The organism is Bradyrhizobium quebecense, assembly GCF_013373795.3.
GTDB classification, from domain to species: domain Bacteria; phylum Pseudomonadota; class Alphaproteobacteria; order Rhizobiales; family Xanthobacteraceae; genus Bradyrhizobium; species Bradyrhizobium quebecense.
Map to the genome: position 1 here is coordinate 75,668 of NZ_CP088025.1, position 25,988 is coordinate 101,655.

A 25,988-nucleotide genomic window follows, 5' to 3' on the forward strand; every position below is an offset into this window, starting at 1 on the left:
ACGACCGCCGAAGGCGGCACGCGGGACGAGTGTAAGCGCGATTTTCTTCGCACGCCGGCGGTTTTGATGGATTGCCCTGGTATCGGGCGATACCGAGCCGTTCAGGCAGTGGCGGCTTTGTGGAAGTTGAAGGGCAGCAGGTCTGTAATATCGGCGTCGCCGGCGCGCTGAGGCAATTCGGTGAGGACGTGGCGCAACCACGCTAACGGCTCGACACGTGAGGCGCGGCAGGTCAGCATCAGGCTATAGACGACGGCACTGGCCTTGGCTCCGTCCACGGTATCGCTGAACAACCAACTCTTCCTGCCAGTTGCAAAAACCCTGATGTCGCGCTCCAGAAGATTGTTGTCAATCGGCATGCTGCCGTCCCCGGTGTAGCGCGTCAGATATTCCCATTGGTTTCGGGTGTAGGATACGGCGTCGCCGAGCTTGCTGTCAGGCAAGACCTTCGGGGCCATGTCATCGAGCCATACTTTGAGAGCATTGAGGTGTCAATCGGCGTTCGACTGGGACCCCCTATCGGCATCCAAAAGGGACCCCTTTGATCGGCGTGCTCTGCTGGTAGCGCTCGGGTCGTCGGAGCTGGTCGGGGTTGCGGAGACGGCGCGAGCGCGGGTTGTTTGAACATCGTCGCGGCTTTTGAATCGCCAGCTGTCGTTGCCGGTCTCGACGATGTCGCAGTGATGGGTCAATCGGTCGAGTAGCGCGGTGGTCATTTTGGCATCGCCGAACACGGCAGAGTACCCCTATTCTTGAACGGGTCGTGTCTCACGTCACGATCACTGACCCGCATCATTTCCTATTTGGGCACCGGCTTGAGGTGCTGAAGGAGCGGTCGGGACGCGGTCCCGCCTACGTTGTTGTCGCGCTGCCGGACGGACGGCGGCGGGGGGTTCGGATCGCGTCGACGGATCTTACCGAGACGTCGATCGCTTTCCGCCCGAACGCGGCCGACCTGCCGCGCATCAGTGTACGGACGCTGATCCCATTGATGCAACATTTGAGCGCGAGTCTGAGCCTTCTCGACGAGAAGGTGATTCGCGATGACCCACCGACCGCTCCCAGGTCGCGTTGCGTATCGACCCCTGCCAACGTTGGCAAATCCATCCGGCCGTCCGATGGCCGATATTCCGCGCCTCTGGCCGAATCTGTCGACCGCGACGCAAACCCAGATTGCTCAAACGATCGCCGCGCTGATGCGGCGAATGCAAGCGATCCCCGGCACGCCCGGAAGGGGACTGGGTCGTGCTGATCAGCTCGACCGTCGCTGACGAGCGGCTCACGACGGCTCACCGAGCCAAGTTGGCCTATGTCTACGTGCGGCAGTCATCCGTGAACCAGGTGCGCCAGCATCAGGAGAGCACCGAGCTGCAGTACCGCCTTGTCGATCGCGCCATCGGTCTGGGCTGGCCGCCCGAGCGCGTCCAGGTGATTGACGAGGATCTGGGCAAATCCGGTGCTGGCGGCGTGGACCGTCATGGTTTCCAGAAGCTCATTGCCGAGATCGGCCTTGGCAACGCCGGTCTCGTGGTGAGTCTCGACGCTTCGCGCTTGGCCCGCAATAACCGGGACTGGCATCAGCTTCTCGAACTGTGCTCGGTATTTGGCGTGCTGATTGCGGATGGCGAGCGGCTTTACGATCCGCGCGCCTATCACGACCGCCTGCTGTTGGGCCTGTCCGGCATCATGAGCGAGGCGGAGCTGCATCAGCTTCGGATGCGCCTTCACCAAGGGGAACGGCAGAAGGCGGCGCGGGGCGAACTGCGGCTGCCGCTGCCGGCCGGGCTCGCCTACGATCGAGCGGGCACAATTGTTCTCAATCCGGATGAGGAGGTGCGCGCCCGTCTTCATCTCGTGTTTGCTAAATTCCGGGAACTGCAAAGTGCGCGCCGTGTGATGCGCTACTTGGACAGGAATGGATTGTCCTTGCCGGTTCGGCCGCTGCTTGGACCTTCTCCACACGAGATCGTCTGGCGTGCGCCAGATAGCACACGCGTCCTTAATATCCTTCAGAATCCGGCCTATGCTGGGGCGTATGTTTATGGCCGCCGGCAAAAGGACCCGAGCCGATGCCGGCGGGGATCGCTGACGGGAACGGTCAAGGTAGCGATCGCGGATTGGGCGGTTTGCCTCCACGCCGCTCACCCAGGCTATATCAGCTGGGAGGAGTTCATGGCCAACCAGGGGCGATTGGCAGATAACGTCTGCCGCTATGAGGCAGGTCACTCTGGCGTACCGCGCAAGGGGGCAGCCCTGTTACAAGGAATTGCGGTCTGCGGTCGTTGTGGACGGCGCATGAGCATGCGCTACACGGGCCCGAATGCCGACTATCCGGTCTATTGCTGCCGCTCGGATCGGGACCAGCAAGGCAGTGCAATGTGCCAGGAAGTCCGGGCCTTGGCGGTTGACGCGCTGGTCGAGCGGATAGTCCTCGACGCCCTGGTGCCGGATCAGATTGAGATCGCACTCGCAGCCGCGGGCCAACTGGAGCAGGAGAGCCGTCAGCTCGAGCGCCAGTGGGCGCTTCGCGTGGAGCGCGCCCGCTACGAGGCCGAGCGCGCTCGGCGCCAGTATGACGCCGTAGAGCCCGAGAACCGTCTTGTGGCGCGCTCACTTGAGCGGGCTTGGGAAGAGAGGCTGCGTGTCGCAGAGGCGGTCGAGCAGGAGCATGCGCGTTGGCGCGGGCAAGAGCCGCTTCTGATTGGCCCGGCGGAATGCGCAGGGCTACAAGCGCTCGGCGAGAACCTGCCGCGGATTTGGAACGCGGCCACCACGTCGGCAGCCGATCGCAAGCGCATTCTGCGATTTGTGATCCGCGAAGTCGTTCTTGATCAGAAGCGGACCCGAGGTCAGGTGTGGCTCAAGATCGTCTGGCAGACCGGTGCAACCAGCGAGCATCACGTGCAACGGCGCGTTCAGACATACCGTGATTACATCGACATTGATCGGTTGCGGCAACGGATCGTCGAGTTGAATGCTGAACACAAAATGGATGCCGAGATCGCGGCAATACTCAATCAGGAAGGCTTCGTCGCGGCTCGAGGCTGCGCCTTCAAAGGCGAGAATGTCTGGCTGTTGCGTACCCGCTGGGGCATTCCCACCGTCAAAATCAACGGCGTGGACAAGAATCCGATGCGCTGGCCCGATGGAAGCTTCTCAATTCAGGGCGCAGCGGCTGAGCTTGGAGTGACCCCGCAGACGGTGTTCGATTATCTCGCGCGGGAATTGCTGGCAGGTCGTCAGTTAGCCAAAGGCCAGCCATGGCAGATCGAGCTCTCAGACGACCAAATCCGTCAGCTTCGCAATCGGGTACGACGCACCAAGCGTTCGAAGAAGGAGGCATCATGAAGTCATCGGCTCACCGAACACACTGGGCCATTCGCCGAACGCAAGATTGGTGGTGACAATGATGGAGGTGCGCTCGTAGAGCCGGCTGATGAGATGGAACAGGAGCTGACCGCCGGATTGCGCGAACGGCAGATAGCCCAGCTCGTCGAGAACGATGAAGTCCATGCGGGTCAGATGCTCGGCGAGCCGTCCCTGCCGACCGTTGCGGGTCTCGGTCTCGAGCCGGTTGACGAGGTCGACTACGTTGTAGAAGCGTCCTCTGGCGCCATCGCGGATGCAACTTCTGGCGATGGCAATGGCCAGGTGGGTTTTGCCTGTACCGGTGCCGCCAACCAGCACGACGTTGCGTTGTTGGGCGATGAAGCCGCCGCCAGCGAGATCATTGACGAGAGTCTGATTGATCGGCGTGCCGTCGAACTGGAAGTCGGCGATGTCCTTGGCGAGCGGCAGCTTGGCAATGGTGAGCTGGTATTTGATCGACCTGGCTTGCTTCTCGTTGATCTCGGCGTTGAGCAGGTCGCCGACAATGCGTTGAGGCTCGTGCTGGCGCTTGACGGCAGTTGCCATGATCTCGTCGAAGGCAGCCTTCATGCCGTAGAGCTTAAGTTCGCCCATGAGGTCGAAGATTTGGGTTCGTTCCATCAGATGGTCCTCCGGAGGTTGTCGTAGCGGGCACAATCGGCGATCGGTGCATGACGGAGCGTCAGTGCGGCCGGCGTCATGATGTTGGCCGGTGGGGCGGGTTCACGTTGACGGGCCAGGATATTGAGAACGACATCGGCGGAATGGACGCTGTGACTGAGCGCTTCGGCACAAGCCGCTTCCACCGCGGACAGACCGTCAGTCAGCACCGCGGTGAGGATGTCGACCATCTGCCGATTGCCATCGTCGGTGCTGGCCAGCTTGCGCCGGATCCGCTCGATCGCGGCCGGCAGCACCCAGTCTTTGAAGGGAGCACCGTTGCGCAAGGCGCCGGGTTTGCGGGCGAGCACCGGCACATAATGCCAGGGGTCGTAGACGGTATCGCCGCGGCCAAAGGATCGCGGGTGCTCGGCAACGATACGTCCATCCTGACGGATCACGATGCGATCGGCATAGGCTTGAACCTCGACCGGTCGTCCGACTGCACTGGCTGCGACCGAGTACTTGTTGTTGTCGAAGCGCACCAGGCAGGTCTTCGAGACCGATGCTGTCACCGCATGGAAGCCGTCGAAGCGGCCGGCATAGGGAACGAGTTTGGGGCGTTCGGCTTCGAACACGTCCCAGATCGTCTGATCGACCAGCTCCGGATGGCGATGAGCCTTGGCGTAGGCGATGCACTTGTCGAGCAGCCAGGCGTTTAACTCGTCGAGGTTTTTGAACCGCAGCCGCGGCGTGAAGAAGCGCTCCCGGACCAGCCCGACCTGGTTCTCGACCTGCCCCTTCTCCCAGCCCGACGCTGGCGTACAGGCGACCGGATCGACCAGATAGTGGCTGCACATCTGCAGGAAGCGGCGATTGTAGAGACGGCCTTTACCGACAAAGATCGTCTCCACCGCGGTCTTCATGTTGTCGTAGATGCCGCGGGTGCAGGTGCCTTTGAACAGGGCGAATGCCCGGTCGTGGGCGTCGAACACCATCTCCTGCGTCTCCCGCGGATAGGCCCGCACGAACAGCATGCGACTGTGACAGAGCCGAACATGAGCAGCCTTCACCATCACCGTGGTGCCGCTCAGCAGGACCACCTCGTGGCTCCAGTCGAACTGGTAGGCTTCGCCTGGTGCAAAGCTCAGCGGCACATAAGCCGACGCTGTCGAGGTGCCGCGTTCCTTGGTCCACCGTCGGGCGTATCGACGAACCGCATCATAGCCGCCGGCATAACCCAGGCCGCGGAGTTCCTCGAATAGCCGGATCAGCGTCAGCCGTTCCCGCGCCGCCTTGCTCTCATTCCCTGCCAGCAACCGATCAAGCTCGGCACTCCAGGCACCCATCTTCGGGAGCGGCTGCGTCTCGCGCTCGTACCGGAACTCCGTCGCTTGAGAACGAATGACCTTGCGAACCACCTTCCGCGATACGCCAAGTTCTCGGCAGATCGCCTTGATCGGACGACCATCAACAAAGTAGGCGCGACGGATCTTACCAATCGTCTCCACCACCAGCATCCCAACCTCGGCTTCCATGACTCGATGGAAGCCACTGTGGACCCTTATCCCGGGGTCCCGATTGGATGCCGATCACCCCGAAACGGGGGTCCTTATTCCATGCCGAAACACAACGGCGTTCCCCACCCGAGTTGCGGGTGGTGCTCATCGAGTTCGCTCGCGCTGACCAAGAGCGCCTTCACGAGATCGGGCGTCGGGTTACGGAGGTTAGCGAACGTATGCGCCGCCAACGACGACACCAGCGTCGTCGGATAACTGCTGCCGGTGTCGGTAACACCGCCGATCATCCGAAGCTCAGAAAACCAGGATACGTCTGGTTTGAGCATGCCGTCGGGACCTGGCCCTCCAAGGCAATTAGGACAAGGCCCAGCCGGCCCACCGCTTGCATTCGCTTGACGGCCGCCCACCACGATGGCGGCCTCACAGTCAGCCGGCGGCTCCGGCCGTGTCGTGCCTGACGGAGACACATTGCCGACCGATACGACCGGTAGAACGCCGAAGTGGCGGCTTAGGGTGGCGAGTTCGTGGCCAAGCAAGCTCACCGCGTCTGGGCTAGCACCAGGTTGGTTGGCAGAAATATTCCAGACCTTTGTATCTGGGTGGGTCCGCATAACGTCGGCAAGGTGGTCGATGAGGTCTAGTTCGTCGATCCTGGCATTGGTGTTCCGCGCGGGAACAGCCTGAACGGTCCCGATACGGCAGTCGAGATCAGGTAAGACACGATTTGTGTTCCAAGCATCCCCTTGAATGACCAGCGAGCTGATGGCGCTACCGTGAACACGGTCCGCCTGTGCATCGGTGACGAACTTGCGCGCGCGCCACGCTTCCGCACCTGCATAACTCGGTGCGTGAAGGCCACCGTCGACCACACCCACAATCGGGGCGTCAGCCACGTTAACCGGCGTGGTGGGATGAGCACCTTCGCCGGGCGCAGCGACCCTGATAGGACGCACCGGATCGATCCGGTAGGATGCCCCCGAGGCTAGCAACTCGAAGAGGGCCTCGCGGGTCGCGATGCGCACGGTTCCACGGCCGACTCCCGTGTTGCGGTAGTTACGCATCGCGCGAGCGATGCCAGACTGTCGCTGCGCAGAAGCTACCTCTCGCGAAGAATCAACCGAACCGGGCAACGCGGGGCCGGTGGGGCCAGAAAGCAGCCTCGTGTGAGGGAATGTCGGCAGCAGAATCTGTTGCTGCGAGAGCAACTCGACTCGCTCTAGCAGAAGCTCGCGAGCCTGCCGTGTGCGAAAGGGTGCAAGCCAAACCACAAAAAGGCGCGCGCCATCCTCTTCCGGCGCTGACTGCCATAGATCGTCAATTGATTGACCTCGCGCACGGTCGGCCGGGCTGAAAGGCGTTAGGCTTTCAACGCGTGAGATGTCAGCCTGAACCGGATAGTTGACGGGATTATCGATCGCGCGGGCAAGCCGACCAAGCTGCTCCAGGTCAGCCTCGATAAGGTATCCGCCATGGTAAGGCGCCACGAGACGGCAACCGTTGACCGGGCTGAAGAGGTCATCGGGCGTATGCGTTGGCGCCAACGAATCCTCCGCGAACATGCGCACCACGAGGTGCGCCGTGCCGGCAAATGACGGGAGATCGCTTCGCGAACTGAACAGACTGCGGGCTGAAGCAGCAAGGACTCGTTGCTGGGTTGGAAGGCGCGCGACCACGACGCTTCGCTGGCCCTTGCCGCGCGCGCTGGGCGACTCCGGTTTTGGGTCCATTTGCAGACTCAGAACCGGGTTCAGTAAAGGAGGCGCTCTTTCGGCCACAGATTATTCCTCCTGCTTAAAGTATTGGTACACGGCTTGGCGAGTTACGCCGAGCAAACGTGCAATATTGGCTGCTGATACCTTATCTTTCAACCCCAACGCGAGCTGCTTCTTTTGGTCAGGTTCAAGCGGGGTTCGCTGCGGCATAGAAGACTGCCCTGCCCGGAAATTGAGAACCGCGAGCGCAACCGCACCGAAATCGAGATCCCGGTTATCGAGCAGCGCGTGTCGCCGCGCGCTATGTGCGATAGTTTCTATGTCTGCGCCGGACAAGCCGTCCGACAGGACTGAAAGGGGGTCGGCAATTTGTTCGCCATCCTTATCCTCAAACAGAAAGTGCTTCCAAAGATCTACGCGCACCTCAGCCTCTGGCGCACCAAACTCGATCTTGTACGGGAAGCGGCGCCATATCGCCGGATCAAGCAAATGCGCATGGTTCGTGGCAGCGATCACAACAGCGTGCTGGTCGAGCGAATCCAAGCCCTGAATGACCGTATTCACCACGCGCTTCAACTCACCAAGCTCGTTCCTGTCGTCCCTTAGCTTGGCGATCGCGTCCATCTCATCCAGGAACAGCACCGCGTTCTTCGATGGTACGAAGTCAAAAACCGTTCTGATGTTTTTGCCGGTGTCACCAAGCAGCGACGTGATAACTGAATCAAGGCGCACCACGTAAAATGGTCGGCCAAGATTCGCTGCAATATGACCGGCAAGCAAGGACTTGCCCGTACCGGGAGGCCCGGACAGCATGAGATTGAGCCGAGAAGCGAGGCCCTTGGCGTTGAGTTCATCGACGTGTTGCACATCGGTGAGGAAGTCGCGGAAGACGCGATTTCCAGCTTCATTCAAGAAAATTGGATTGTGCGGCCAGGGCTGTTCTTCGACCAGCGGCAAGCGCGATTTTGTATCGACCGGAAGTGACTCGACATAGCCGGAGGCGCGCAGCGGCACGCCGCGCTTCCGAACGAGCGCCCTCAGCTCCTTTGCCGCTTCCTCATTACCTGCCTTCGCGAGCTCGCGCGCAAGGTTGCCTGCGATTCGGCGAACGCGGGTGTAGTCCGCCGAAAGCGCTGCGTCAGTGAGTTCAATGAGGTGTTTGGGATCGAGGGGCACGCTATTTTCTCCGGTTTTTCGCTGGTCCTTTTGTAAAGCAATTTGACCGTATTGACAAGTGATATCTTCTTATTGTAAAGTATATCAATCAAACTGACAAAGGATATGAACATGTTGCAAAATCAAGAAGTTAGCGCCCACGGCGCACCCCACCCGGGCAAATTTGAGATTCTGGTCGCCGGAACTGACCTTCAGTTCCGTCCCCTGAGCCTGACTGATCCCGAGCCCACCGGCCGTCAAATCATCGACGCCGCGGGCGGCCGCCCCGCCGATGAATACGCAGTGTTGCAGTGGCCCGCTAACGGCACCCTCGAACGTCTGGGTCTCGATGAGACTACCGACCTGCGCAACCCGGGTGTGGAGCGGTTCATCGTGGCAAAGAGTGACCGCGATTATCGCTTCGAGATTGACGGCAAGGAGCAGGAATGGCCCGAGGCGGCCATTACGCGGGAAGTGTTGCTGGCGCTGGCCGGCCAGGACCCGGTCCAGTTCTCGGTCTGGCAGGAGTTCAAGAACTCTCCCGACAAGGAGGTCTTGAGCGGTCACCCGGCAGACTTGGCCGAAAAGGGTGTTGAGCGGTTCTACACGGTCATGAAACATACCACGGAGGGCAGTGATGGCAGTCCTTCCCATTCGTGATCGCGCGTACCTCGTCGAGCACGGCGTCGCATTCGAGGAGGTGGACGGCAACGAGAAGGGCGTGATCTTCCGGGGTTACGTCCTTCCGGCCGGCCTCTTTGATCAGACCAAGGCCGATATCCTGGTGTTGTTGCCGCCGGGATATCCGGACGTTCGGCCAGACATGTTTTTCGCAACTCCCTGGATCAAGCTCTGCAGGTCCGCGCAGTATCCGCGCGCCGCTGACCAGGCGCACGACTTCCAAGGCAGCCGATGGCAGCGCTGGTCACGGCATAACGACCAGTGGCGGCCCGGCGTTGACGGCATCTGGACCATGCTCCGCCGCATCGACACGGCACTGGAGGCGGCAGCGTGAGCAACTTTAATCTCGTTTTCATCGAGCAGCAGGAAGCCGAACTGCGCGATCAGTTGTTTGCTGTGAAAGACGTCGAAGGCGCCGCCTACGTGCTGATGCGCGAATGCAAAATCGCGGGCGACCCTTGGGAGCGACGGTCGCGAACCAAGTTGGTGGTGCGCGAGATCATCCCGATTCCGGCGGAAGACAGGGTTTCGTCCAGCGCCCAGCATGTGACCTGGGACACGAAGGGTTTTGTGGCCCTCTTGCAACGCTGTCAGCGCGAGGAACTCGTGGTCGGCATCGCTCACTGCCATCCCCGTGGGCCGCAGGACTTCTCCGTGCAGGACGACGAGAACGAATCGGAATTGCTAAGAACCGCCTGCAACCGAAACGGCCCTTCCGCCAAACTGGTCAGTATTCTCTTCTATGAAGATGGCGGCATCCGTGCCCGTGTTTGGCAATTCCCGAAGCACAAAGCCGACTGCAAATCTGTCGCGGTCTTCGGTGAGCGCTTCCGGTTTCACTTCCCGGCCGCGCCCTCACCCGTCTCCGAGGTATTCGCGCGACAAGTGCTGGCCTTTGGGCCATCCCTCATGGCGCAACTCAAAGCGTTGCGGGTTGGCATCATCGGCGCGGGCGGCACCGGCAGCGCGACCGCAATGCTGGCAGCAAGAGCCGGCGCCGGACAGATTGTTGTCGTGGACGACGACATTGTTGAGCCGACCAATCTGAACCGGCTCCATGGTGCCACTCAATCAGATGCCGACGCCATGATGGGCAAGGCGGACATCGCCGCCCGCGAAATCGCCCGGATGGGGCTGGGCGTGCGTGTTGTGCCCCTCAAAGGCTGGGCCAATTCGCCTCTCGTGCGGGACGCGCTCAAGTCCTGTGATGTCATTTTTTGCTGCACCGACGACAACGCTGGCCGCATCTTCCTCAACCGATTGGCCTACTTTTATTTCATCCCCGTCATCGACATGGGGCTGGCGATGGCCGTCGCTAAACCGCCTGCTGTGGGCATGGCGGACATCTCGGCTCGGGTCACGACCATCCTACCCCCCGAGACCTGCCTACTCTGCCGCGACGCGGTAGATACCGAGTTGGCCCGAGAAGAGGATCTGCGGAGGCGCAATCCAACCGAGTACGATCGTCAAAAGCGCGAAGCCTACGTGAGGGGTGAAGGCAATCCGAACCCCGCCGTGGTCACGTTCACCACCGAGGTCGCCTGCATGGCCGTCAATGAACTTCTGAACCGCATCGTTGGCTATCGGAAGCGCGAAATGGGCAGCGAGCATCGGCGGCGCTTTCTCTTTTGTGAAGATCGAGCCACCTCGGCCTCTCCGCGGAATACCTGCCCCATCTGTGCCAGCAAGCTGTATTGGGGCATGGCAGATGCTGAACCATTTTTGGATCTTGTCGGATGAACGCAATCCTTCGCACCATTCTGCTGTTTCTCGTCTGGCTCGGCCTCGTTACGAAGCCGCGCTATCTGGCGCGTTACTCTGAACAACACCCGACTGTTGCCGAGCTAGCCGACGATGATCTTGTTGTGGTCCGTTCAGGCGGCTTCACCAAATGGGCCTGCTTCAAATGCCCGTGCGGATGCGGGCAGAAGATTGCACTGTCCTTACAGAAGGAGCGACGGCCATCATGGTCAGTCGTCGTCGATTGGCTGCAGCGGCCAACCATATCGCCTTCTGTCAATCAACTTGCCGGTTGTTTATCCCACTTCTGGATCAAGCGCGGCGATGTCGAGTGGACCGGTAGTCCACGCTAGTTCAACCTGAGGAGACCGCAATGACGAAACTTCGAAAATACACCCTTTCGCACAACGACAACCGCGATAGATGGGAACTCAAGCAAGATAAGACCCACACCTTTGTCAAAGCGTTCGATACCAAGGCCGAAGCCACGGCTGGCGGCGTATTGGCACGCTCCCTTGGCAAGGAAGGTGGTTCGGTGAAGATTGAGAAGATTTCGGGTGGCTATCAGGAAGAGCGGACGTTTCCGCGCAGCGCCGATCCTCGAAAGTCAAAGGGCTAGGCGGGTACACATCCATGGGCTTTGGCGAAGTAGTCGACCTTTCCGGCATTCCTTTCCTCTCGAAGACCGACCTTCGCGGACGATTCATTGCGACTCTGACTTTTTACGATGGCGAGTGGCAAATGTGGATGGAGATCGAACCTGCCGGCCGCTTCGTGAAGGTTCACGCGTGGCCGGCGGAAGCCTTCTACTTTGCGGCCACGCCAGAAAACGACAACGACATTTGCAGCGAATTTTTGAATTTCGCTGCTCAAAGCGCCAACAAGCGAAGCGCCATGAGGACCTTCGCGGCCGTCCAAGACGATATTTTCAATCTATCGGCTTCCTTAGCCAAGCTTCCCATTGTTCACACCTCGACCAGTAACCCCAACGGCTCCGCGCGGCAGGCAGCTACCGAGGTTGAATATATTCTCTTCGTATGCCGAAGCGTTTTTGATCTGTTACAGGAGATCGTTCAAAATCTCTGGGAGGATATCCATATTCTTGACCCGGCCATCTCGAAGAAAGCCCTCAAGAAGAGCTTCGCAGATATGACCCTGCACGCCGATACGCTGCGTACTCCAGAACAAATAGCTGACCGATTTCATATCCCACCCGCCCTGGCAGAATGTTATGCGGGCAATGCGCCTATGTTTCTAAAGATAAGGCAGTTTCGGGACGACCTGGTCCACCGTGGACACAGGGTCCAGACGATCTTCCGCGGCGACAGCGAATTCCTCATCACCAAAAATCTGGGCTCGTTCCGAAACATTGACATCTGGCGCGAAGCAGAAGTCATCGCCAATGGCTTGGCGCCCTTGGCACCAGTATTGAACCTTATCGTCCACGGCACCCTCGCCGCTTGCGAAGATTTCGCGCATACGCTGGCAAAGCACTTCCGGTGGTACGAGCCGACCGTTCCCGGAATGAAGCTTTTTATGCGCGGATACCACAATGAGACTCTCAAACAAGCTCTCGCTGACGCAGATTCGCGTCTTGCCGAGGGCCGTTCACTCGTCACCGGTATGCAGCATAGTCCTGCGACACCTTAGGCTTTCTGCCTGACGCCCCCCAAATGTCGATCTAGGAGGTCCTGCACCTCGGCAGGTTGATAGGCGACATACCAACACCAGCTGCCGAAGCCGCCAGCCGCCTTCATTGCCGCAACTCATTCTCGCCTATCGATTGGTTCCCCCGCTAGGTCGGAATGGATCGATCACCGATGGCTGTTGACAGGTCCATTTGGACCAGCGTTGCGGGGAGCCATCAGACTGGCTTCATTATTCGGCATGAGTTTGATCGGCAAGTTTCTCTTCTGGTGTTTTGATGTTTTTCCCGCGCTCGATCAGATCGTTTGTTCTGTCGAGCCAATAGGTCGCCTCTTGAGCCGTATCCAGTTTGCGAAGTTCTGCTACCAGCCTTGTGAGAACAGGCATCGTGCGCTTTAGGATCTGATGAAGATCAACCTCGCCGACATCGTCGAGGGAAAGGTCTTCGGTGAGGTGGGCGACTCCTTTGTTTATTTTCTCGCGCTCATCCACCTTTGACAGGAACGTGTTGCCGACTTCCCCGAGCACGGCCGGCACGTCGATACCGAAGTCGGAAGCCGTGAGGTCGCCAGGCTTCGGTCTCACACCACCAAAGAAGTCGTCCAGCTTGCGTAAAGCAAGGAAACTCTGCAGCCGGGACGCATCGGAGAGGAGATCAGCCGCTCGGTCTAAGCCCCAGATCATGTCATCCGGATCGAGATACGGAGCAAAGTCCTCACACCACATTGCATACGCAAAGCAGTGGTCGATGCATTCGCAAATCGTCGCGATCTGCGCTGATCGCTTGTCCATGGACGCGTCCCAAAAATTATCGTTTGAGTATCTTGGGATTGACTATAGCTCAATTGTGCGAAGGCGCAGCCAATTATCGACCTCGTTCGCCGTCAGGGCGAACGATGGCAAGCATCGTTCGCGACCTCCAAAGCCCGCCGAGATCGACATGTCTGTTGTCCAAACCTTCGCCGGAAGAGGAGCTGGGTTCAATTTCAAATGTGATCTAATGACCTTTCCAAGCGAACGCCGCCCTGGGCGAATTCCGTTAGTGAAAGTGTCCTTTTTGTCGAGACCGCTATCATTACGTATGTCAACGAGCCAAGACGCGTGATCATCTTCACCAACCGTCAGGCGGTCAGCACCACCATCGCGGCAAGAAATCGCGGTCTTTCGGCATCTTCCAACTCGACTACAAAGACCTACGCCGAGACGCAAGCTGGCCGTCACGGTCGAACGCGCCGGTCTGGACGTGGAACGTGGGCGTCGCAGCGATCGATCGACCTTGCCTGTCGTCCACCAGCAAAATCTGCTCCTGCCACAGGGATAGGCTCGATCGGGTCTGGTCGCGCGCGGTGAGGCCCCGCACCGCGGGGGCTCGATTGCATCTGACCCAAACGCACGTGGACCCGGGCTCCCCATCGCATCACGCCCGCTTCTTTTCGCGCAGGCGCGAATTGATCTGCGCCATCAGGATCGGACCGAGGGAAAATTCGCCGGCCTGGGCCTTTCGCGTCAACCCGCGCAGGTAACCGCCGGCCGAATTGATCGCGGCGCCGCGCTGCAGGATGCACGCGACGACGATCGCGGCCTGCACCTCGCCCATGACGGTTTGCGCCTCCTCCCAGGCGCTGGGGCTGATCCCCAACATCGATCGAACGACCGCCGCGGTCGCCAGAAAATCCCGCCAATTCGAAATGCCACCTTTGGCGTAATCGACAATGCTGGGGCACCCGTCCAGCACCATTCCCAACGGATACGACCCCTCCGCAACCCGCGACGGTTGAGAGTTTGGCTTAGCTCTCGCCGCCCGGCTTTTTTGGAAGACCGGTTCAAGTTCAATTAAGGGGTCTGGATTTGAATTCTGTATGTGGCGCTCAGACTGGGACTCATTGGCGCTCGGATTCGTGGATTTGATATGTGCTTCCAGAAGATTAAGCACATCGTCGGCCAACTGCGACAGCTCGTCGGCGATCGGCTCGAGCTGCGCCCGCGTGGCGGTCCTCGGAATCTGGCCTAGCATCGCCCTGAAGGCGGCGTGGACCTCTTGCCAGTTGGCCGGCCCCTGCCCTCCCCTCCTCGTCGGGACACCTTCCTCGATGCCGGTGGCGATCATCTTGGCGATGTCGCGCCGGCAAAGCGTGATGCGCTCGCGCACAAGCCTGAGCGCGCGCGCCTCTGCTTCGATGTCGGCCGCCAGCTGCTCGAACTCCTCTGACCGCACGACGAGCGGTGACAGATCGAAGCCGAAGGCAAGCTCAATCTCGCCGGCGCTGTCCTTCCGCGCGTAGCGCTTGCCGTTTGGGCTGTCGCGCCGAATGATCAACCCGGCGTCGACCAGGACGGCGAGGTGGCGGCGCAATGTCGAAGCGGGCATGCCGTGCGCGCGCAACGTGAGCTTGTCGTTGGACGGAAAGACGATCAGGTCGTCCGCCCCTGTCAGGGCCGTCTCCGGATGGAAGGTAAGAAGCGCGTTCAACACCGACAGCGAACGCTCGGACACCCCGAGGCGCGGCCGCGCCGTGCAAATGGCGTGGAAGATATTCCATTTGTGCACGACCTTTTCAGGGGGGCGCGCTGTAGCGCCCATTTGGCTTGCCACATGGGCAAGCGTCAGCGATCGCCGCCCAAAGGGCGTCGTTGGAGAGTGTGACTGCATGTCTTTGCCTCATGCGGGCAAAGAAAATCTGCTCGCCAAAACGGCGCCGTCGCTAAAGACGCTTGACTGCGATTCGCGAAAGTGATTCTCTGTCAGTCGCCAAACATGACGAGAGAAGGCTTTCGGACGGAGACGTTTCGGGGGCCTTTTCTTTTTCCGCTATGCTCCTACGGTTAGAGGACGGAAACGCGGGTACGCATCGCGTCGCCTGACCATGAGAGGTCCGGACGGCGCCATATCCAAAGCGGCGAGACGCGCGATTTCATTCATCGGTGCGTCCCTCGCGAAAAGCGCGGTAGAGTTCTGGCAGGCGCGAAATCACAAAGTCTCCAAACGCCGGCGCGGCCTTTTCATCGAGCGCGAGCGTGACGCGATCTGCCCGACGTTCAATCTTCACGATTTTCTTGCCGTCGTCATCGGTCCAGGTCGTCGGTCGTGGAGCTTTGGGCTTGCGGGGCGCGAGCGCGACGAACGTGATCGCGAACCGTTCATCGGAAGTAGCACGCACGAAACGATCGCTAGCCACGCTGTCAGCCAATGCCTTTTGGTCGTGGCGACCCACCAACCGCTCTGCCAGCTCCATCCAGCGCCGGCGGCCGGTCTTCGGCGCTGGCCCGATCGCATCGACCAGGCTCCGTGGCAGGGCCCGCGTGACGGAGATGAGGCGCGAGAGTTCTGTCTTGTCGACGCTGAGCGCCGCCATGATGATCTCACGCTTGAATCCACGATCCTCGAGCGCGGCGGCGTACGTTGCCCGCTCAATGAAGGACAGATCCTCACGCTCGCCATTCTCTTTGCCTTGTGCCACCACCAGGTCTTCGTCGCTGAGGTCACGGATTACGGCTCGCGCGGGATGGCCAAGTTCGGCAAGCGCACGGACGCGACGATGGCCATAGGCGATCTGAAACCGTCCTGGACTGGTCGGATGCGGGCGAAGGAGGATCGGAACCAATTGCCCATTGGCGCGAATCGATTCGACGAGAGCGGGGTGCTTCTCGTCGACGCCCGTCATGCGATCCGGAACGATCGAGGAGTCGATCAATCCTGGATCAATTTCAACGACGGCTTGACCGGTGGTGAGTTGTTCGGTCAGGGCCTTGGCGGCATCGCGCTCCGCGGACAGCATCTCGAGCGAGCGGCTCATGGCGCCGACTGCCCCGCGCGATCCGAGTGTTGGTTGGGAAGGTCTCCGATTCTCGCTGGGCTCACCTGACGGCGGTTCGTTGACCGCGGTCAACTTGTCGTCCATGAGGTCAGCAAGCAGGTTTTTGCGACCCATTAGGCCCTCCCCCATGCGGCCTGGATGAGGCTTTGAATTTCGCCATTGACGCTGTCCAGCGCTTCCATTGCGCGGTCGTAGGTCGCGCGTGTGAACTGATCGCGGCTGACCTCATAGAGTGTTTGCTTCGTGATGCCGGCGTCGGAGATCGCCGTGCTTTTCAGCATCATATTGGTGACCATGCGATCGCCGAACAGCGAGCGCATGAAGCCGACCATTTGGGCCTGCGGTCCATCACCGGGCTCGTAGCGCGTGACGAGATAGCGCATCCAATCGTAATTCATGTTGCCGCCTGCCTTGGCGACGACGGCAAGGAGGTCGGATGTCATGATGAGGAATTGGCACATCGACATGACGTCGAGCATTTGCGGATGCACCGGGATTAGGATCGCGGTTGCCGCGCAGAGTGCGGAGAGCGTGAGAAATCCAAGTTGGGGCGGACAATCGATCACGACGACGTCGTAACGGTCCTGGACAGTGGCGAGGGCGCGGGCAACGCGGGCGAAGAACAGCGGATCACCCGACTGGCGCATAGCTAACGCTTTCGGGGTCTCGTGTTCGAATTCCATCAGTTCGATATTGCCGGGGACGATGTCGAGCCCCGAAAAGTAAGTCTGTCGAATGATATCGTGCAGCTCGCGACGCTCGTCGTCATAGCGGATGGCGCCGTAGAGGGTTCCGTTTTCCTCGACGTCAAACTCTGGCTGGTAGCCGTGCAGCGCCGAGAGCGAGGCCTGCGGATCGAGATCGACCGCAAGCACCCGATATCCCTGCAGCGTGAGATGTTGAGCGAGATGCGCGGCGGTGGTGGTCTTGCCTGATCCACCCTTGAAATTAACGACGCCGATGACTTGCAACTGTTCGCCCGCGACGCGATGCGGTCGGTATCGTCGCACTCCCTTGCCGGATTCGTCGAGATAAGCCCGAAGGCTCTGAATGTCTTCGAATGTGTACGACCGTCGACCCGATGGACTGGTGTCAGGTTGAGGGCCTCTTCCCTCCAGCGACAATTGGCGGAGATAGCCGTCATTGATACCGACGAGTTTCGCGACCTCCCCGGATGTAAACCGCCGGAGGTTCTTGCGGGCTTTTGGCGGGAACAGCTTCATGCGATGGGCATGAAGCTTCGCGGAGAGTTCCCGCGCGTCGGCTGCGATCGTATCGTGGATCGCTGGGAGCGCGGCCGACAGGATTGGCGCCATCGTTTCTTGGTCGTTCAGGGCCACGGCTTTCTCGCGTAGTTACGAATTTCGGATGCAGCGCATGCGTAAAGCGTGGCTAGTACGCCCGATTCTGAGCGGTCGCGCAACAATTAAAGGGTAAACGAATCCTTAACGGTCAAATTGGGCCCCTCCTACGCGAACGAAAAAGTTGACCGCGGTCAACTTCGCGGAGAGATCCCACCTAGCGCCAACCCCGCTTACGCATTCGCTGGACAGGTTCCGGCCCGCACGCGAGGACCCAACCAGGAGAAAGTTGACCGCGGTCAACTCGCTCGAATGGCCCGAATCGGCTTCCCCCAGTCTAACCCTTTCCACCGCGCTGCAAGCCGAATCTAAGTTCTGCCTCGGGCCGCTGCGCCTCTTCAAACGCCGAGCCGTGCAGCTTGACCGAGTCGTCGATCTGCTTCGTTGTAATAACTGGCCGCCTGCTGCACCGAGCGATGCTGGGACTGTTGCATCGCCTCCGACAGGGAAACGCCGCGTTGCGCCGCCTCAGTCAGATACCCGGATCTCAAGCCGTGCGCGGAAAACTCCCTCGCATCCAGCCCCGCCATCGCGCACCGCCGCTTGACGATCAGATTAATCGACTGCGGCGTCAGCGCCCGCTCCTCGATCGCCTCCCAGCGATCGATCGCGCGGAAGATCGGCCCCTGGCTGATGTCCGCCCGCTCCAGCCATTCGCGCAGCGCCTCGACCGGCGGTCCGACCAGCAGCACCCTCCCCTCGTCGTCGGCGTTGCCGGTCTTGGTGCGGCCGAGCTGAATGGCCACGCACGGCAACGTCGGCGACTTCGGGTCAAGCGGATCGAGCGGAACCGGCGGCTCGTCGGTGAGCTGCTCGACCCGCAGCCGCGCGACCTCGCTGCGTCGTCGCCCGCCGGAGGCGAACGCGAGCAGCAGGATGGCGAGATCGCGCGTATCGGCGAGCCGATCTGACGAGCAGGTCGCGAGCAAGCGGTCCAAAACATCCCGGGTGACCGCCCGCTTGCTCTTGCGCCGACGCGGTCGCGTGCTGGCTCGGACGGCCAGCCGGAGCGCCGAGCGCAGGCTCGGCGAGGCGAGCGGCCCGACCTGCCCTTTCCACCGATGCAACGTCCCCCAGCTTGCAAGCCGCCGTTTCACCGTCGACGGCGCATGCGGGCCGGTGCTGCGCAGCATCTCGCTTTCGCGTAGCGCGGCCGCGACGTCGGCCGGCATGCCGTGCTGGGGGTCGGCCTCGCGCCTGGCCGGATCCCACAGATGATGCGCCACGAATTTCAGCGCGAGGCTTTCCGATGCCGGCCACGGCAACGCCGCGCCGGTCGCGGCCCGGGCCCAGGCTTCGAGGTAGGCAAGGTCCGATGCCAGCGCGCGCAGCGTATTCTCGCCGATGCCTTCCTGGGCGAGATGTTTCAGCGTCGCGACATCGTCGTCGGTCAGAAGCTCGGCGAGCCGGTCCCGCCGCTCCATCGGCAGGATGGCCGAGAGCGTGTCGAGCTGTAGCGCCCGCCGAGTTTCGGGGTCGGAGACCAGCGCGGCGGAGGTGATGTCGTCCATGCTCGGCGCTCCCTCAGAACCCGTAAGGCCTGTCAGCCCAGCGCAGCAGCACTTGAGTATCGCGATCGGGCAGCCGGACGCGCTGCTCGCGCAGCCCGGCCGCGACGGCTTGCCCGATCTCCGCCTCAACCCAGTGGCCGTGGGTCATCAGGAAAAACCAGCCGAACGGAAGCCCGAGCTCGCGATCGATCGCCTCGATGCGATCCATCAAAATGTGCACCGACTTATCCGGCATTGGCAGAAGCCGGTCCTTGGGCGGCCGCAGCGGCCGCGGAATGAAGCCGACCTCGCGCTCTCCCTTGTGGGTGTAGTCGCGGATGTCGAGGGCCCAATGCGCAAACACCCGCTGCGCGCCGGCGCTGGATTGCTCCCAGTCTTCGAAGAAGCGCAGCTCGCGCGGCACGTGCTCGAACCAGTCGGGCACGGCGTCGAGAAACGGGATTTCGCGGGCGCCGTCCGGTCCGATTTCCTGAATCACCCGCCGCTCGAGCTCCGGGCGCTTGGCTTCCCGTCGCTCGCGCTCGATTCGGTCGCAACGCCCGAGAAAGCTGCGGAGATGGACGAGAGCGCCGCCGGCACGGTCGAGCAGGCGGTAAACTGGGCCCACCAGGCGGTCGGCCTCGCGAAATTCGTCGCGGCGAATCCAGCTCGGATCGAACAAATCCTCTTCGCCGAACGGTCGATAATCGGGGTTGACGATCGGGGCGGCCTGCCACTCGCTCTCGCGGCCGAGCGCGATCTGGACGTAATCGGCCGCGGCGGGACCGGTCGGCGCGAACACGAAGGCGCTGGTGCCGCGCCATTCGGTGATCTGCAGGTCCGTCTCCTTGAGGCGCCGCCACAGCGCGTCAAGGTCGCCGTCATCTTTGGCAAGCTCGCCTGTCATCCAGGGCCGCAGTTCGCCGATCCGCGTACCATCCGGTCGAATTACCGAACGGGTGTCGCGCCAGTAGTCATCGTCGATCCGCGCGACGCTGAACTGAAAGCCCGGGAAGGCGTGGGCGAGGGCGGGGACCAGGTCGGCGTCGGCGGTCGCGGGCTCAAGGCCAGCCAGCGCCGCGTTGATCGAGGTTGCGTCCGGTAGACGGAGAGGGGAGGTCATCAAAAATTAACCCTGTAGTCGCGCGCGTGAACGGCCGAGCGTCTAGCGGGATGGCCTGGGCCAACGGACGGGTCGCCTGAGACCCCGGTCGGCACCGGCCAAACTCTCGGTATTGCCTTCCGCGGGGGCGGTGCCCCTTCCCTTGGTGTATCCTTGATGATATATACGGATACACAGTGCAGTCTAGAGGAATGCGCCATGGCCTTCCACATCAAGAACCCGGAGACCGATGCGCTGGCCCGCAAGGTGGCGGCGCTGAAAAAACTCGGCCTCACCGAAGCCGTGCACGCCGCGCTCGCCCATGAGCTCGAGCGCGAGCAGGGCAAGCCGTCTTTGGTCGACCTCGGCGTCCAGTTCTGCCGGGATCTGCGCGCCAAGGGCAATCCGGCGCAGGGCCAGCCCGCCGACAAGGCGTTCCGCGACAGCCTGTATGAGGACACCTGATGTTCATCGACGCCTCGGCGCTGACTGCGTTGTTGACCGACGAGGACGAGGCGCGTGAGCTTTTGGCCCGCCTGCAGCAGACCGGAACGCGTCTGACCTCGCCGCTGGCGGTGTGGGAGGCGGCGGTCGCGGTGGCGCGCGTGTTGAGACTTTCGGTCAGCGCCGCCGCCGAGGCGGTCGAAGACTATCTCGCGCTGATGGAGATCGCCGTGGTCGCGGTGCCGCCGGAGACGGCACGGATCGCGCTCGACGCCTTCGACCGGTTCGGCAAGGGCCGGCATCCGGCGAGCCTCAATTTCGGGGACTGCTTTGCCTATGCCTGTGCCCGGCATCTGGGCCAGCCGTTGATGTTCAAGGGCGGCGACTTTCCGCAGACCGACATCGAGGCCGCCTGAGGCAGCCGCCAGGCCATCCCTGCAACCGGAAGGGCAGGGGACTTTGTCTTCCGGAAGGGCAAAGCGCCTCAGCATGGCGGACTCACACGCCGATTTGGTGCCCAGACGATGCGATGTCCGGGGCTCCCAGAGTTCAGAATCATTGATTTGCGCCGTGACGTCCATCCCTATCGATAAGCGGTGGTTATCGATAGTGAGGACTGGCCGGGAACAGGCCCCGCTATGACGGAAGCCAAAGCTGTGTTAGCTTCCGTTTCGCCGCTTCCTGTTAAGGTTATCAAGGCCTTGCTGCCCAGCTACCAAATCCCCGAACCGCTGCCCTGGGCCCAGCTCGCCGGGCCGCTCGCCGCCGCCGAGGATGCGCTCGCCCGCCTCGACGAGCGGCTGGCCAAAAGCCCAATACGCGACGGCGCGATCAGCCGGATGCACTTCGCCGACTCCTGCGCCAGTCTGTGGCTCGACGGCGAACTCGTCCACCTCGACGACCTTGTCCTCCACGACGCCGGCATGGACGTCCGCGCCCCGACCCACGAGTTGACCCGGGCTCATGCCGTGCTGCGCGCCCGTCGGCGCATCGCCGAGGCGAAGCCCGATTGGGCGCAGTCCGTTGCCGGGCTCGCTGGCCTCCGCGGGCGGAGCGAGCGAGAGGAGGGGACGGGCAACCGGAAGGAAGTCGAGGGAAGTCTTGGGGTCGACGAGGACGCGGAGCGGGAGGAGGTGGGTTTCGAAGGGCCGCTTGATGCCATCAACACCGATCCCCATCTGGCCGCCGCCCTCGCCGCGGTCGATGCCGCGAACGCCAGGGCGGAGCGCAGGCTCGCCGACGAGGCTCGGTCGCGGCCGGAGCGGGATTCCCTCGTCTACGATCCCGACTGGGACGAAGACGGCCGCCTCGACGACTGGCGCACCGTCGTCGACGAGACCCGCACCCTGCCGCCGACCCTGGCGGCGGCGATCGCCGCGGATGCCTGGGACGCGATCGAACCGCTCGAGCACACGCCTTGGCTCGGCCGCCTGCTCGCAGCTGGCGTGTTGCGCGCGCGCGGCAAGACACGCTGGCATCTACCGTGCCTGCATGCCGGGCTGAAAAGCATCTCGCGTGAGCGCCGGCGGCCGCGCGACGCCGCAGCACGGCTCGCGGTGCAGCTCGAGGCGATGACGGCCGCGGCCGAGGCCGGCCGCAAGGACCACGACCGCTGGCTGATGACCAGAAACCTGCTCACCCGCAAACTCGCCGGCCGTCGCACCACTTCAAAACTGCCGGCGCTCCTCGATTACGTGCTGACCCGGCCGATCGTCTCGGCCGGCATGATCGCCGAAGAGCTCGGGATCACGCCCCGTGCGGCCCAAAACCTCGTCGCGGAGCTCGGCCTCCGCGAGGCGACCGGCCGGGGACGCTACCGGGCGTGGGGGATTCTCTGAAAAGGCGCGCGCTGGTTGGATCGGGTTTGTCCGAAGTCAGTATATGTCTTTCGGACATCCAATTTGCCATCTGTGGCCACCCGTCGGCCATTTGCGTTGTTTAAATCGGGCAGTAACCCCATCGTGAAACGGTTCGATTGAGGTTATGATTCGTCCCACAGGGGAAAGTAAAGCAGAGCCATGGCCCGCGGGGAGTTGATGAAGAAATTGCTGGCCAGCTACGGTCGGGACGATGAGTTCCGCGCCGTGGCAGAGCAAATCATCGACGAGGAGGAAAAGAAGAATAATCGCGTTCTGGCGCGCAGCCTGCGCAAGACGCTCGAGGCTGGCCCGAGCCGGCCGAGCGGTCCCAAGGCGCTCGCGCCCCTCATTCCGTTTCCCGAGGCGGCGGCGGATTTTATCGAGCGGGTTGAGCCACGCCACAGCCGGAACGACATCGTCCTGGGCGCGACGAACGTGCGCGTACTGCTTGGCCTCGTCAAAGAGTTTCGCCGCGCCGATGAAATCCGGCGCCACGGCCTCAAGGTGCGCTCGAAACTGCTGTTCTGCGGGCCGCCGGGCTGCGGCAAGACGCTGTGCGCGGAGATTTTCGCCGCGGAGCTTGGACTACCGCTCTTCCTCGTCAAGCTTGACCGGCTGATCTCGTCCTACTTGGGCGAGACGGCCGGCAATGTCCGCAAGATCTTCGAGTTCGCCCGCAAGCAACCTTGCGTTCTGTTTTTTGACGAATTCGACGCGCTGGCGCGCTCGCGCGATGACAGCAGCGAGCACAATGAGCTACGCCGCGTCGTCAACAGCTTGTTGTTGTTCATCGACCATATCCAGCCGAAGGGCTTCTTGATCGCCGCGACGAACCTGGACCGATCGCTCGATCCCGCAGTCTGGCGGCGGTTCGACGAGGTCGTCTGGTTCGACAAACCTGGCCGGTCGATGATCGGGCGATTCTTGCGGTTGAGGTTCAAGAATGTCGCCCTCGCCTTCGATCCGATGCAGCATGCCGCGGCGCTGGAAGGCTATTCCTACGCCGAGATCGAGCGGGTCTGCACGCAGGCGGTCAAGTCGATGATCATCGACCGCCGCAAGCAGGTGCAGGAACGCGATTTCAATCGCGCCTTGGAAGATGAGGCGCGGCGCCGAGCAGGACAGTCTCGCCTCGCGCCGACGAGCTAGGCGCATCGTGGCACGCTACGATCATCTTGAGCTTGTCCGGCTGCCCGAACAGTTCGAGCGCCGCAAGCTCGGCGGCGGCGGGCCTCCGCCGGCACGCGATCGCGACCAGCACAGCACGAAACTGCGCGATGAACTTAATGCGGCGACGCAGGCGCAGAGAGGCCGGCGCAAGCCTGAATTCGTCGATCCCTCTCTGATCCTGCGCGTGCAAATGACGGGCGCCCTCCTTGAGGAGGACTGGGAGCGTTTGGGGCTTACGGTCTTGTCGAGCGATGCAGACCGCACGCTCGTGCTGTTCGCTTCGAACGAAGACATGCAGGACTTCCGCGCCCGCCTCGATGCCTACCAGCGCGGCGCGCCGCCCGGCCAGAAGCATGCGCCGTACAACAATTTCGTGGCAGGAATCGAGAGCATTGGGTCAGTCGAACCCCGGGACCGGATTGGTTCGCGCTTTCAGGAGGAAGGGTTTGCGGACCTCAACGACTTTGTGCCCCAAACATCCTACCTGGTCGATATCGAGCTTTGGGACCTTGGCGAGCGCCGTCTGCGGGAACGCAAGATCGAGGAGGTCATCCGTTACGTCGAGGCCCGGGCCGGTGAGGTCTTGGATCGCTACATCGGTCCCTCGATCAGCATGTTTCGCGCGCGCCTGACGGGCGAACTCATTCGCACCCTACTTACAATCGAGGAGGTGGCGACGATCGATCTGCCACCTGCGCCGGATGTGACGACGGCGGAAGCGCTCGACCTGACGCTGGCCGATGCTCCCGCGCTGAACGCGCTTGCCGAGGACGCGCCGCTCATCGGCATCATCGACAGCGGCGTCAACGATCACCCGTTCTTGGCGGATATTGTCGCCGGCGCGATCGGCGTTCCCGCCGATCTCGGCACGGCGGACGTTTGGGGTCACGGCACCCGGGTCGCCGGCGTCGCCGCGTTTGGTGACCTGCGCGCACAGCTTGCCGTCGGCGCATTGCAACGCGGCGCCCGTATCTGTGCGGCGAAGGTCGTGAACGACCGGGGTGACTTTGACGATCGCCGCCTCGTGCCCTCCCAGATGCGCGAGGCGATCACGAGGCGGCAATCGCCTGGAACAGGCGGTGACCGAATATCCGCGCTATCTTCTGGAGGACGCCAATCGATTCTTCGAGCCCGCGGGCGCATTGAATGTGATCACCGTCGGCGCGCTCGCGCATGGCGAGGGCCTCGATCCGGATCGGGCCGAGGATGTGGGCGTGCGCCCGATCACGCTCCTGCACGAGCCGGCGCCGTTTTCCCGGATCGGACCGGGGCCTGGCGGGGCCACGAAGCCTGACGTGGTCGAGATTGGCGGCACGCTGATCTTCGACCCCATCGTCGCGCGTCTGCGGGGCGGGGAGGATGTCGGCAGCGCTGGCGTCCTGACGCTGTATCACAGCTATCTTGATCGCCTGTTCACGGCGGGTTCGGGCACATCCTATGCCGCCCCACGAGTTGCGTTCAGCGCCGCTCAGATCCTGACGCGCTTCCCGCATGCCTCAGCCAATCTGGTGCGCGCGCTCATCGTGGGTTCCGCGGAAATCCCGCAGCCAGCCCAGGAGCGGCTTCAGCTGCTTGGTGTGGACGCGACGCGCGCGATCTGCGGGCACGGCCTCGTCGATCTGGAACGCGCGGCCTTCTCCGACGACGCGCGCGTCATGCTCTACGCAGAAGACGAGCTCGCCCTCGACCATTTTGCCGTCTATCGCATTCCAATTCCCGAAGCGTTTCAAGCGGGAAATGGGGAACGCTGCATTCGCGTGACGCTGGCGTTTGATCCACCGGTGCGACACACGCGAACCGATTATGCAGGTGTCGGCATGAGCTTCCGGCTGATTCGGGGCTGCCAACCTGATCTGATCTTCGAGCACTACCGAAAGCGCGAGCAGGACGATGGTCCATTTCCGGAGCTCGCCGGGAGATACAATTGCAATCTCGTTCCCGGTCCCCAGGCGAGGGAGAAGGGGACCGTCCAATCCGCCACCGTCACGTTCAAACGTGGCATCGAGGACTATGGGGATAGCTACTATCTTGTCGTGCGCTGCGAAAGCGGCTGGGCCACCCATGTCGATCGGCAGCAATTCGCCGTCGTCATCGAACTCTTGCAGAAGGCCGAAGTGCAGCTCTACGAAAGAGTGCGGCAGCGGCTGCGTCTTCAGGCGTGACGCACCGGCGGAATGCTTAAACAATTCGGTGTGGAATTCAAGGATAGCGAGACGCCACGAGGGGCCGAGCGAGCGACGCGCAATCCTCGAACGCGTGATCGCCGCAAGCCTGCCGCAGGAAACGGCGAGACAAGAGCATGCCGACACGATGCACCGGCATT

Annotated in this window: 22 protein-coding genes and 4 pseudogenes; 14 read left to right on the top strand and 12 right to left on the bottom strand. The window is 61.9% G+C overall.

The genetic code is table 11. The features are described 5' to 3' along the window. Positions 1–101: 101 nt before the first annotated feature. Both HU230_RS43380 and HU230_RS43385 read right to left on the bottom strand, forming a co-directional pair. Positions 102–488: pseudogene (locus tag HU230_RS43380) on the bottom strand (IS66 family transposase); the annotation flags it as partial. A gap of 3 nt (positions 489–491) precedes the next feature. Then, a pseudogene (locus tag HU230_RS43385) lies at positions 492–740 on the bottom strand (ATP-binding protein); the annotation flags it as partial. Positions 741–1,118: 378 nt separating this feature from the next. Between HU230_RS43385 and HU230_RS43390 the strand changes: the two are divergent. Both HU230_RS43390 and HU230_RS43395 read left to right on the top strand, forming a co-directional pair. Beyond that, positions 1,119–1,271, top strand: coding sequence for a hypothetical protein (locus HU230_RS43390; RefSeq protein ID WP_224497196.1), 153 nt, complete (start codon positions 1,119–1,121; stop codon positions 1,269–1,271). Continuing rightward, positions 1,246–3,348: a recombinase family protein gene (locus tag HU230_RS43395; RefSeq protein ID WP_176529005.1), complete on the top strand. Its 2,103-nt coding sequence runs from the start codon at positions 1,246–1,248 to the stop codon at positions 3,346–3,348. The genes HU230_RS43390 and HU230_RS43395 overlap by 26 nt, the downstream gene beginning before the upstream one ends. A 15-nt stretch (positions 3,349–3,363) precedes the next feature. Here the strand turns inward: HU230_RS43395 and istB are convergent. The 4 genes and pseudogenes from istB to HU230_RS43415 all read right to left on the bottom strand — a co-directional run. Beyond that, positions 3,364–3,990 (bottom strand): annotated as a pseudogene (istB, locus tag HU230_RS43400) (IS21-like element helper ATPase IstB); the annotation flags it as partial. Then, positions 3,990–5,489, bottom strand: a complete 1,500-nt coding sequence (gene istA, locus HU230_RS43405; protein WP_166309211.1) for an IS21 family transposase — start codon at positions 5,487–5,489, stop codon at positions 3,990–3,992. The gene istA and the pseudogene istB, both read right to left, overlap by 1 nt. 92 nt (positions 5,490–5,581) lie before the next feature. Further along, a complete protein-coding gene (locus tag HU230_RS43410; protein WP_176535526.1) occupies positions 5,582–7,216 on the bottom strand; it encodes a S8 family peptidase in 1,635 nt (544 codons plus the stop codon). A 51-nt stretch (positions 7,217–7,267) separates the two neighbouring features. Further along, positions 7,268–8,377, bottom strand: a complete 1,110-nt coding sequence (locus tag HU230_RS43415; protein ID WP_224944570.1) for an AAA family ATPase — start codon at positions 8,375–8,377, stop codon at positions 7,268–7,270. Between the two features lie 111 nt (positions 8,378–8,488). Here HU230_RS43415 and HU230_RS43420 point away from each other — a divergent pair, with 111 nt between their 5' ends. Genes HU230_RS43420 through HU230_RS43445 form a run of 6 tightly spaced genes read left to right on the top strand, consistent with a single transcriptional unit; the run spans position 8,489 to position 12,427 of the window. After that, on the top strand, positions 8,489–9,016 hold the full coding sequence (locus HU230_RS43420) for a multiubiquitin domain-containing protein (RefSeq protein ID WP_224944573.1): 528 nt from the start codon (positions 8,489–8,491) through the stop codon (positions 9,014–9,016). Next, on the top strand, positions 8,994–9,371 hold the full coding sequence (locus HU230_RS43425; RefSeq protein WP_224944576.1) for an E2/UBC family protein: 378 nt from the start codon (positions 8,994–8,996) through the stop codon (positions 9,369–9,371). The genes HU230_RS43420 and HU230_RS43425 overlap by 23 nt, the downstream gene beginning before the upstream one ends. Further along, positions 9,368–10,777, top strand: coding sequence for a HesA/MoeB/ThiF family protein (locus HU230_RS43430; protein ID WP_224944579.1), 1,410 nt, complete (start codon positions 9,368–9,370; stop codon positions 10,775–10,777). Before HU230_RS43425 ends, HU230_RS43430 begins: the two co-directional genes overlap by 4 nt. After that, positions 10,774–11,130 (top strand): ubiquitination-like system serine protease family protein, encoded by a 357-nt coding sequence (locus tag HU230_RS43435; protein WP_224944582.1) that lies wholly within the window; start codon positions 10,774–10,776, stop codon positions 11,128–11,130. The genes HU230_RS43430 and HU230_RS43435 overlap by 4 nt, the downstream gene beginning before the upstream one ends. 20 nt (positions 11,131–11,150) lie before the next feature. Further along, positions 11,151–11,396 carry a DUF2188 domain-containing protein gene (locus HU230_RS43440; protein WP_224944584.1) on the top strand — a complete coding sequence of 82 codons (246 nt, stop codon included), beginning with the start codon at positions 11,151–11,153 and terminating at the stop codon, positions 11,394–11,396. A gap of 14 nt (positions 11,397–11,410) precedes the next feature. Beyond that, entirely contained in the window at positions 11,411–12,427 is a 1,017-nt protein-coding gene (locus HU230_RS43445; RefSeq protein WP_224944587.1) for a hypothetical protein, read from the top strand. Positions 12,428–12,655: 228 nt separating this feature from the next. On the opposite strand, the gene HU230_RS43450 is transcribed toward HU230_RS43445, so the two are convergent. From HU230_RS43450 to HU230_RS43475, 6 genes are all read right to left on the bottom strand, one after another. After that, positions 12,656–13,216 (bottom strand): hypothetical protein, encoded by a 561-nt coding sequence (locus HU230_RS43450; protein ID WP_224944596.1) that lies wholly within the window; start codon positions 13,214–13,216, stop codon positions 12,656–12,658. Positions 13,217–13,841: 625 nt separating this feature from the next. After that, complete coding sequence (gene repC / locus HU230_RS43455) at positions 13,842–15,074, bottom strand: plasmid replication protein RepC (RefSeq protein ID WP_224944598.1); 1,233 nt, start codon at positions 15,072–15,074, stop codon at positions 13,842–13,844. A 262-nt stretch (positions 15,075–15,336) separates the two neighbouring features. Further along, a complete protein-coding gene (gene repB / locus HU230_RS43460; protein ID WP_224944600.1) occupies positions 15,337–16,353 on the bottom strand; it encodes a plasmid partitioning protein RepB in 1,017 nt (338 codons plus the stop codon). Next, entirely contained in the window at positions 16,353–17,555 is a 1,203-nt protein-coding gene (gene repA / locus HU230_RS43465) for a plasmid partitioning protein RepA (RefSeq protein WP_224944647.1), read from the bottom strand. The genes repB and repA overlap by 1 nt, the downstream gene beginning before the upstream one ends. Positions 17,556–17,938: 383 nt before the next feature. After that, positions 17,939–19,111, bottom strand: a complete 1,173-nt coding sequence (locus tag HU230_RS43470; protein WP_224944602.1) for a site-specific integrase — start codon at positions 19,109–19,111, stop codon at positions 17,939–17,941. Between the two features lie 13 nt (positions 19,112–19,124). Beyond that, positions 19,125–20,213, bottom strand: a complete 1,089-nt coding sequence (locus tag HU230_RS43475; RefSeq protein WP_224944604.1) for a hypothetical protein — start codon at positions 20,211–20,213, stop codon at positions 19,125–19,127. Positions 20,214–20,411: 198 nt separating this feature from the next. On the opposite strand from HU230_RS43475, the gene HU230_RS43480 reads away from it, so the two are divergent. The 6 genes and pseudogenes from HU230_RS43480 (at position 20,412) to HU230_RS43500 (ending at position 25,827) form a co-directional block, all read left to right on the top strand. Beyond that, the gene (locus HU230_RS43480; RefSeq protein WP_224944607.1) at positions 20,412–20,657 is read left to right on the top strand and encodes a type II toxin-antitoxin system VapB family antitoxin; all 246 of its coding nucleotides are present in this window, start codon (positions 20,412–20,414) and stop codon (positions 20,655–20,657) included. Continuing rightward, positions 20,657–21,052: a type II toxin-antitoxin system VapC family toxin gene (locus HU230_RS43485; protein WP_224944622.1), complete on the top strand. Its 396-nt coding sequence runs from the start codon at positions 20,657–20,659 to the stop codon at positions 21,050–21,052. Before HU230_RS43480 ends, HU230_RS43485 begins: the two co-directional genes overlap by 1 nt. Positions 21,053–21,274: 222 nt before the next feature. Continuing rightward, positions 21,275–22,474 (top strand): RHE_PE00001 family protein, encoded by a 1,200-nt coding sequence (locus HU230_RS43490; RefSeq protein ID WP_224944625.1) that lies wholly within the window; start codon positions 21,275–21,277, stop codon positions 22,472–22,474. A gap of 198 nt (positions 22,475–22,672) precedes the next feature. Further along, a complete protein-coding gene (locus HU230_RS43495; protein WP_224497188.1) occupies positions 22,673–23,644 on the top strand; it encodes an AAA family ATPase in 972 nt (323 codons plus the stop codon). A 634-nt stretch (positions 23,645–24,278) separates the two neighbouring features. Continuing rightward, positions 24,279–24,713 (top strand): annotated as a pseudogene (locus tag HU230_RS44000) (S8 family serine peptidase); the annotation flags it as partial. Positions 24,714–24,813: 100 nt separating this feature from the next. Continuing rightward, positions 24,814–25,827, top strand: coding sequence for a S8 family serine peptidase (locus HU230_RS43500; protein ID WP_234633926.1), 1,014 nt, complete (start codon positions 24,814–24,816; stop codon positions 25,825–25,827). Positions 25,828–25,988 lie beyond the last annotated feature (161 nt).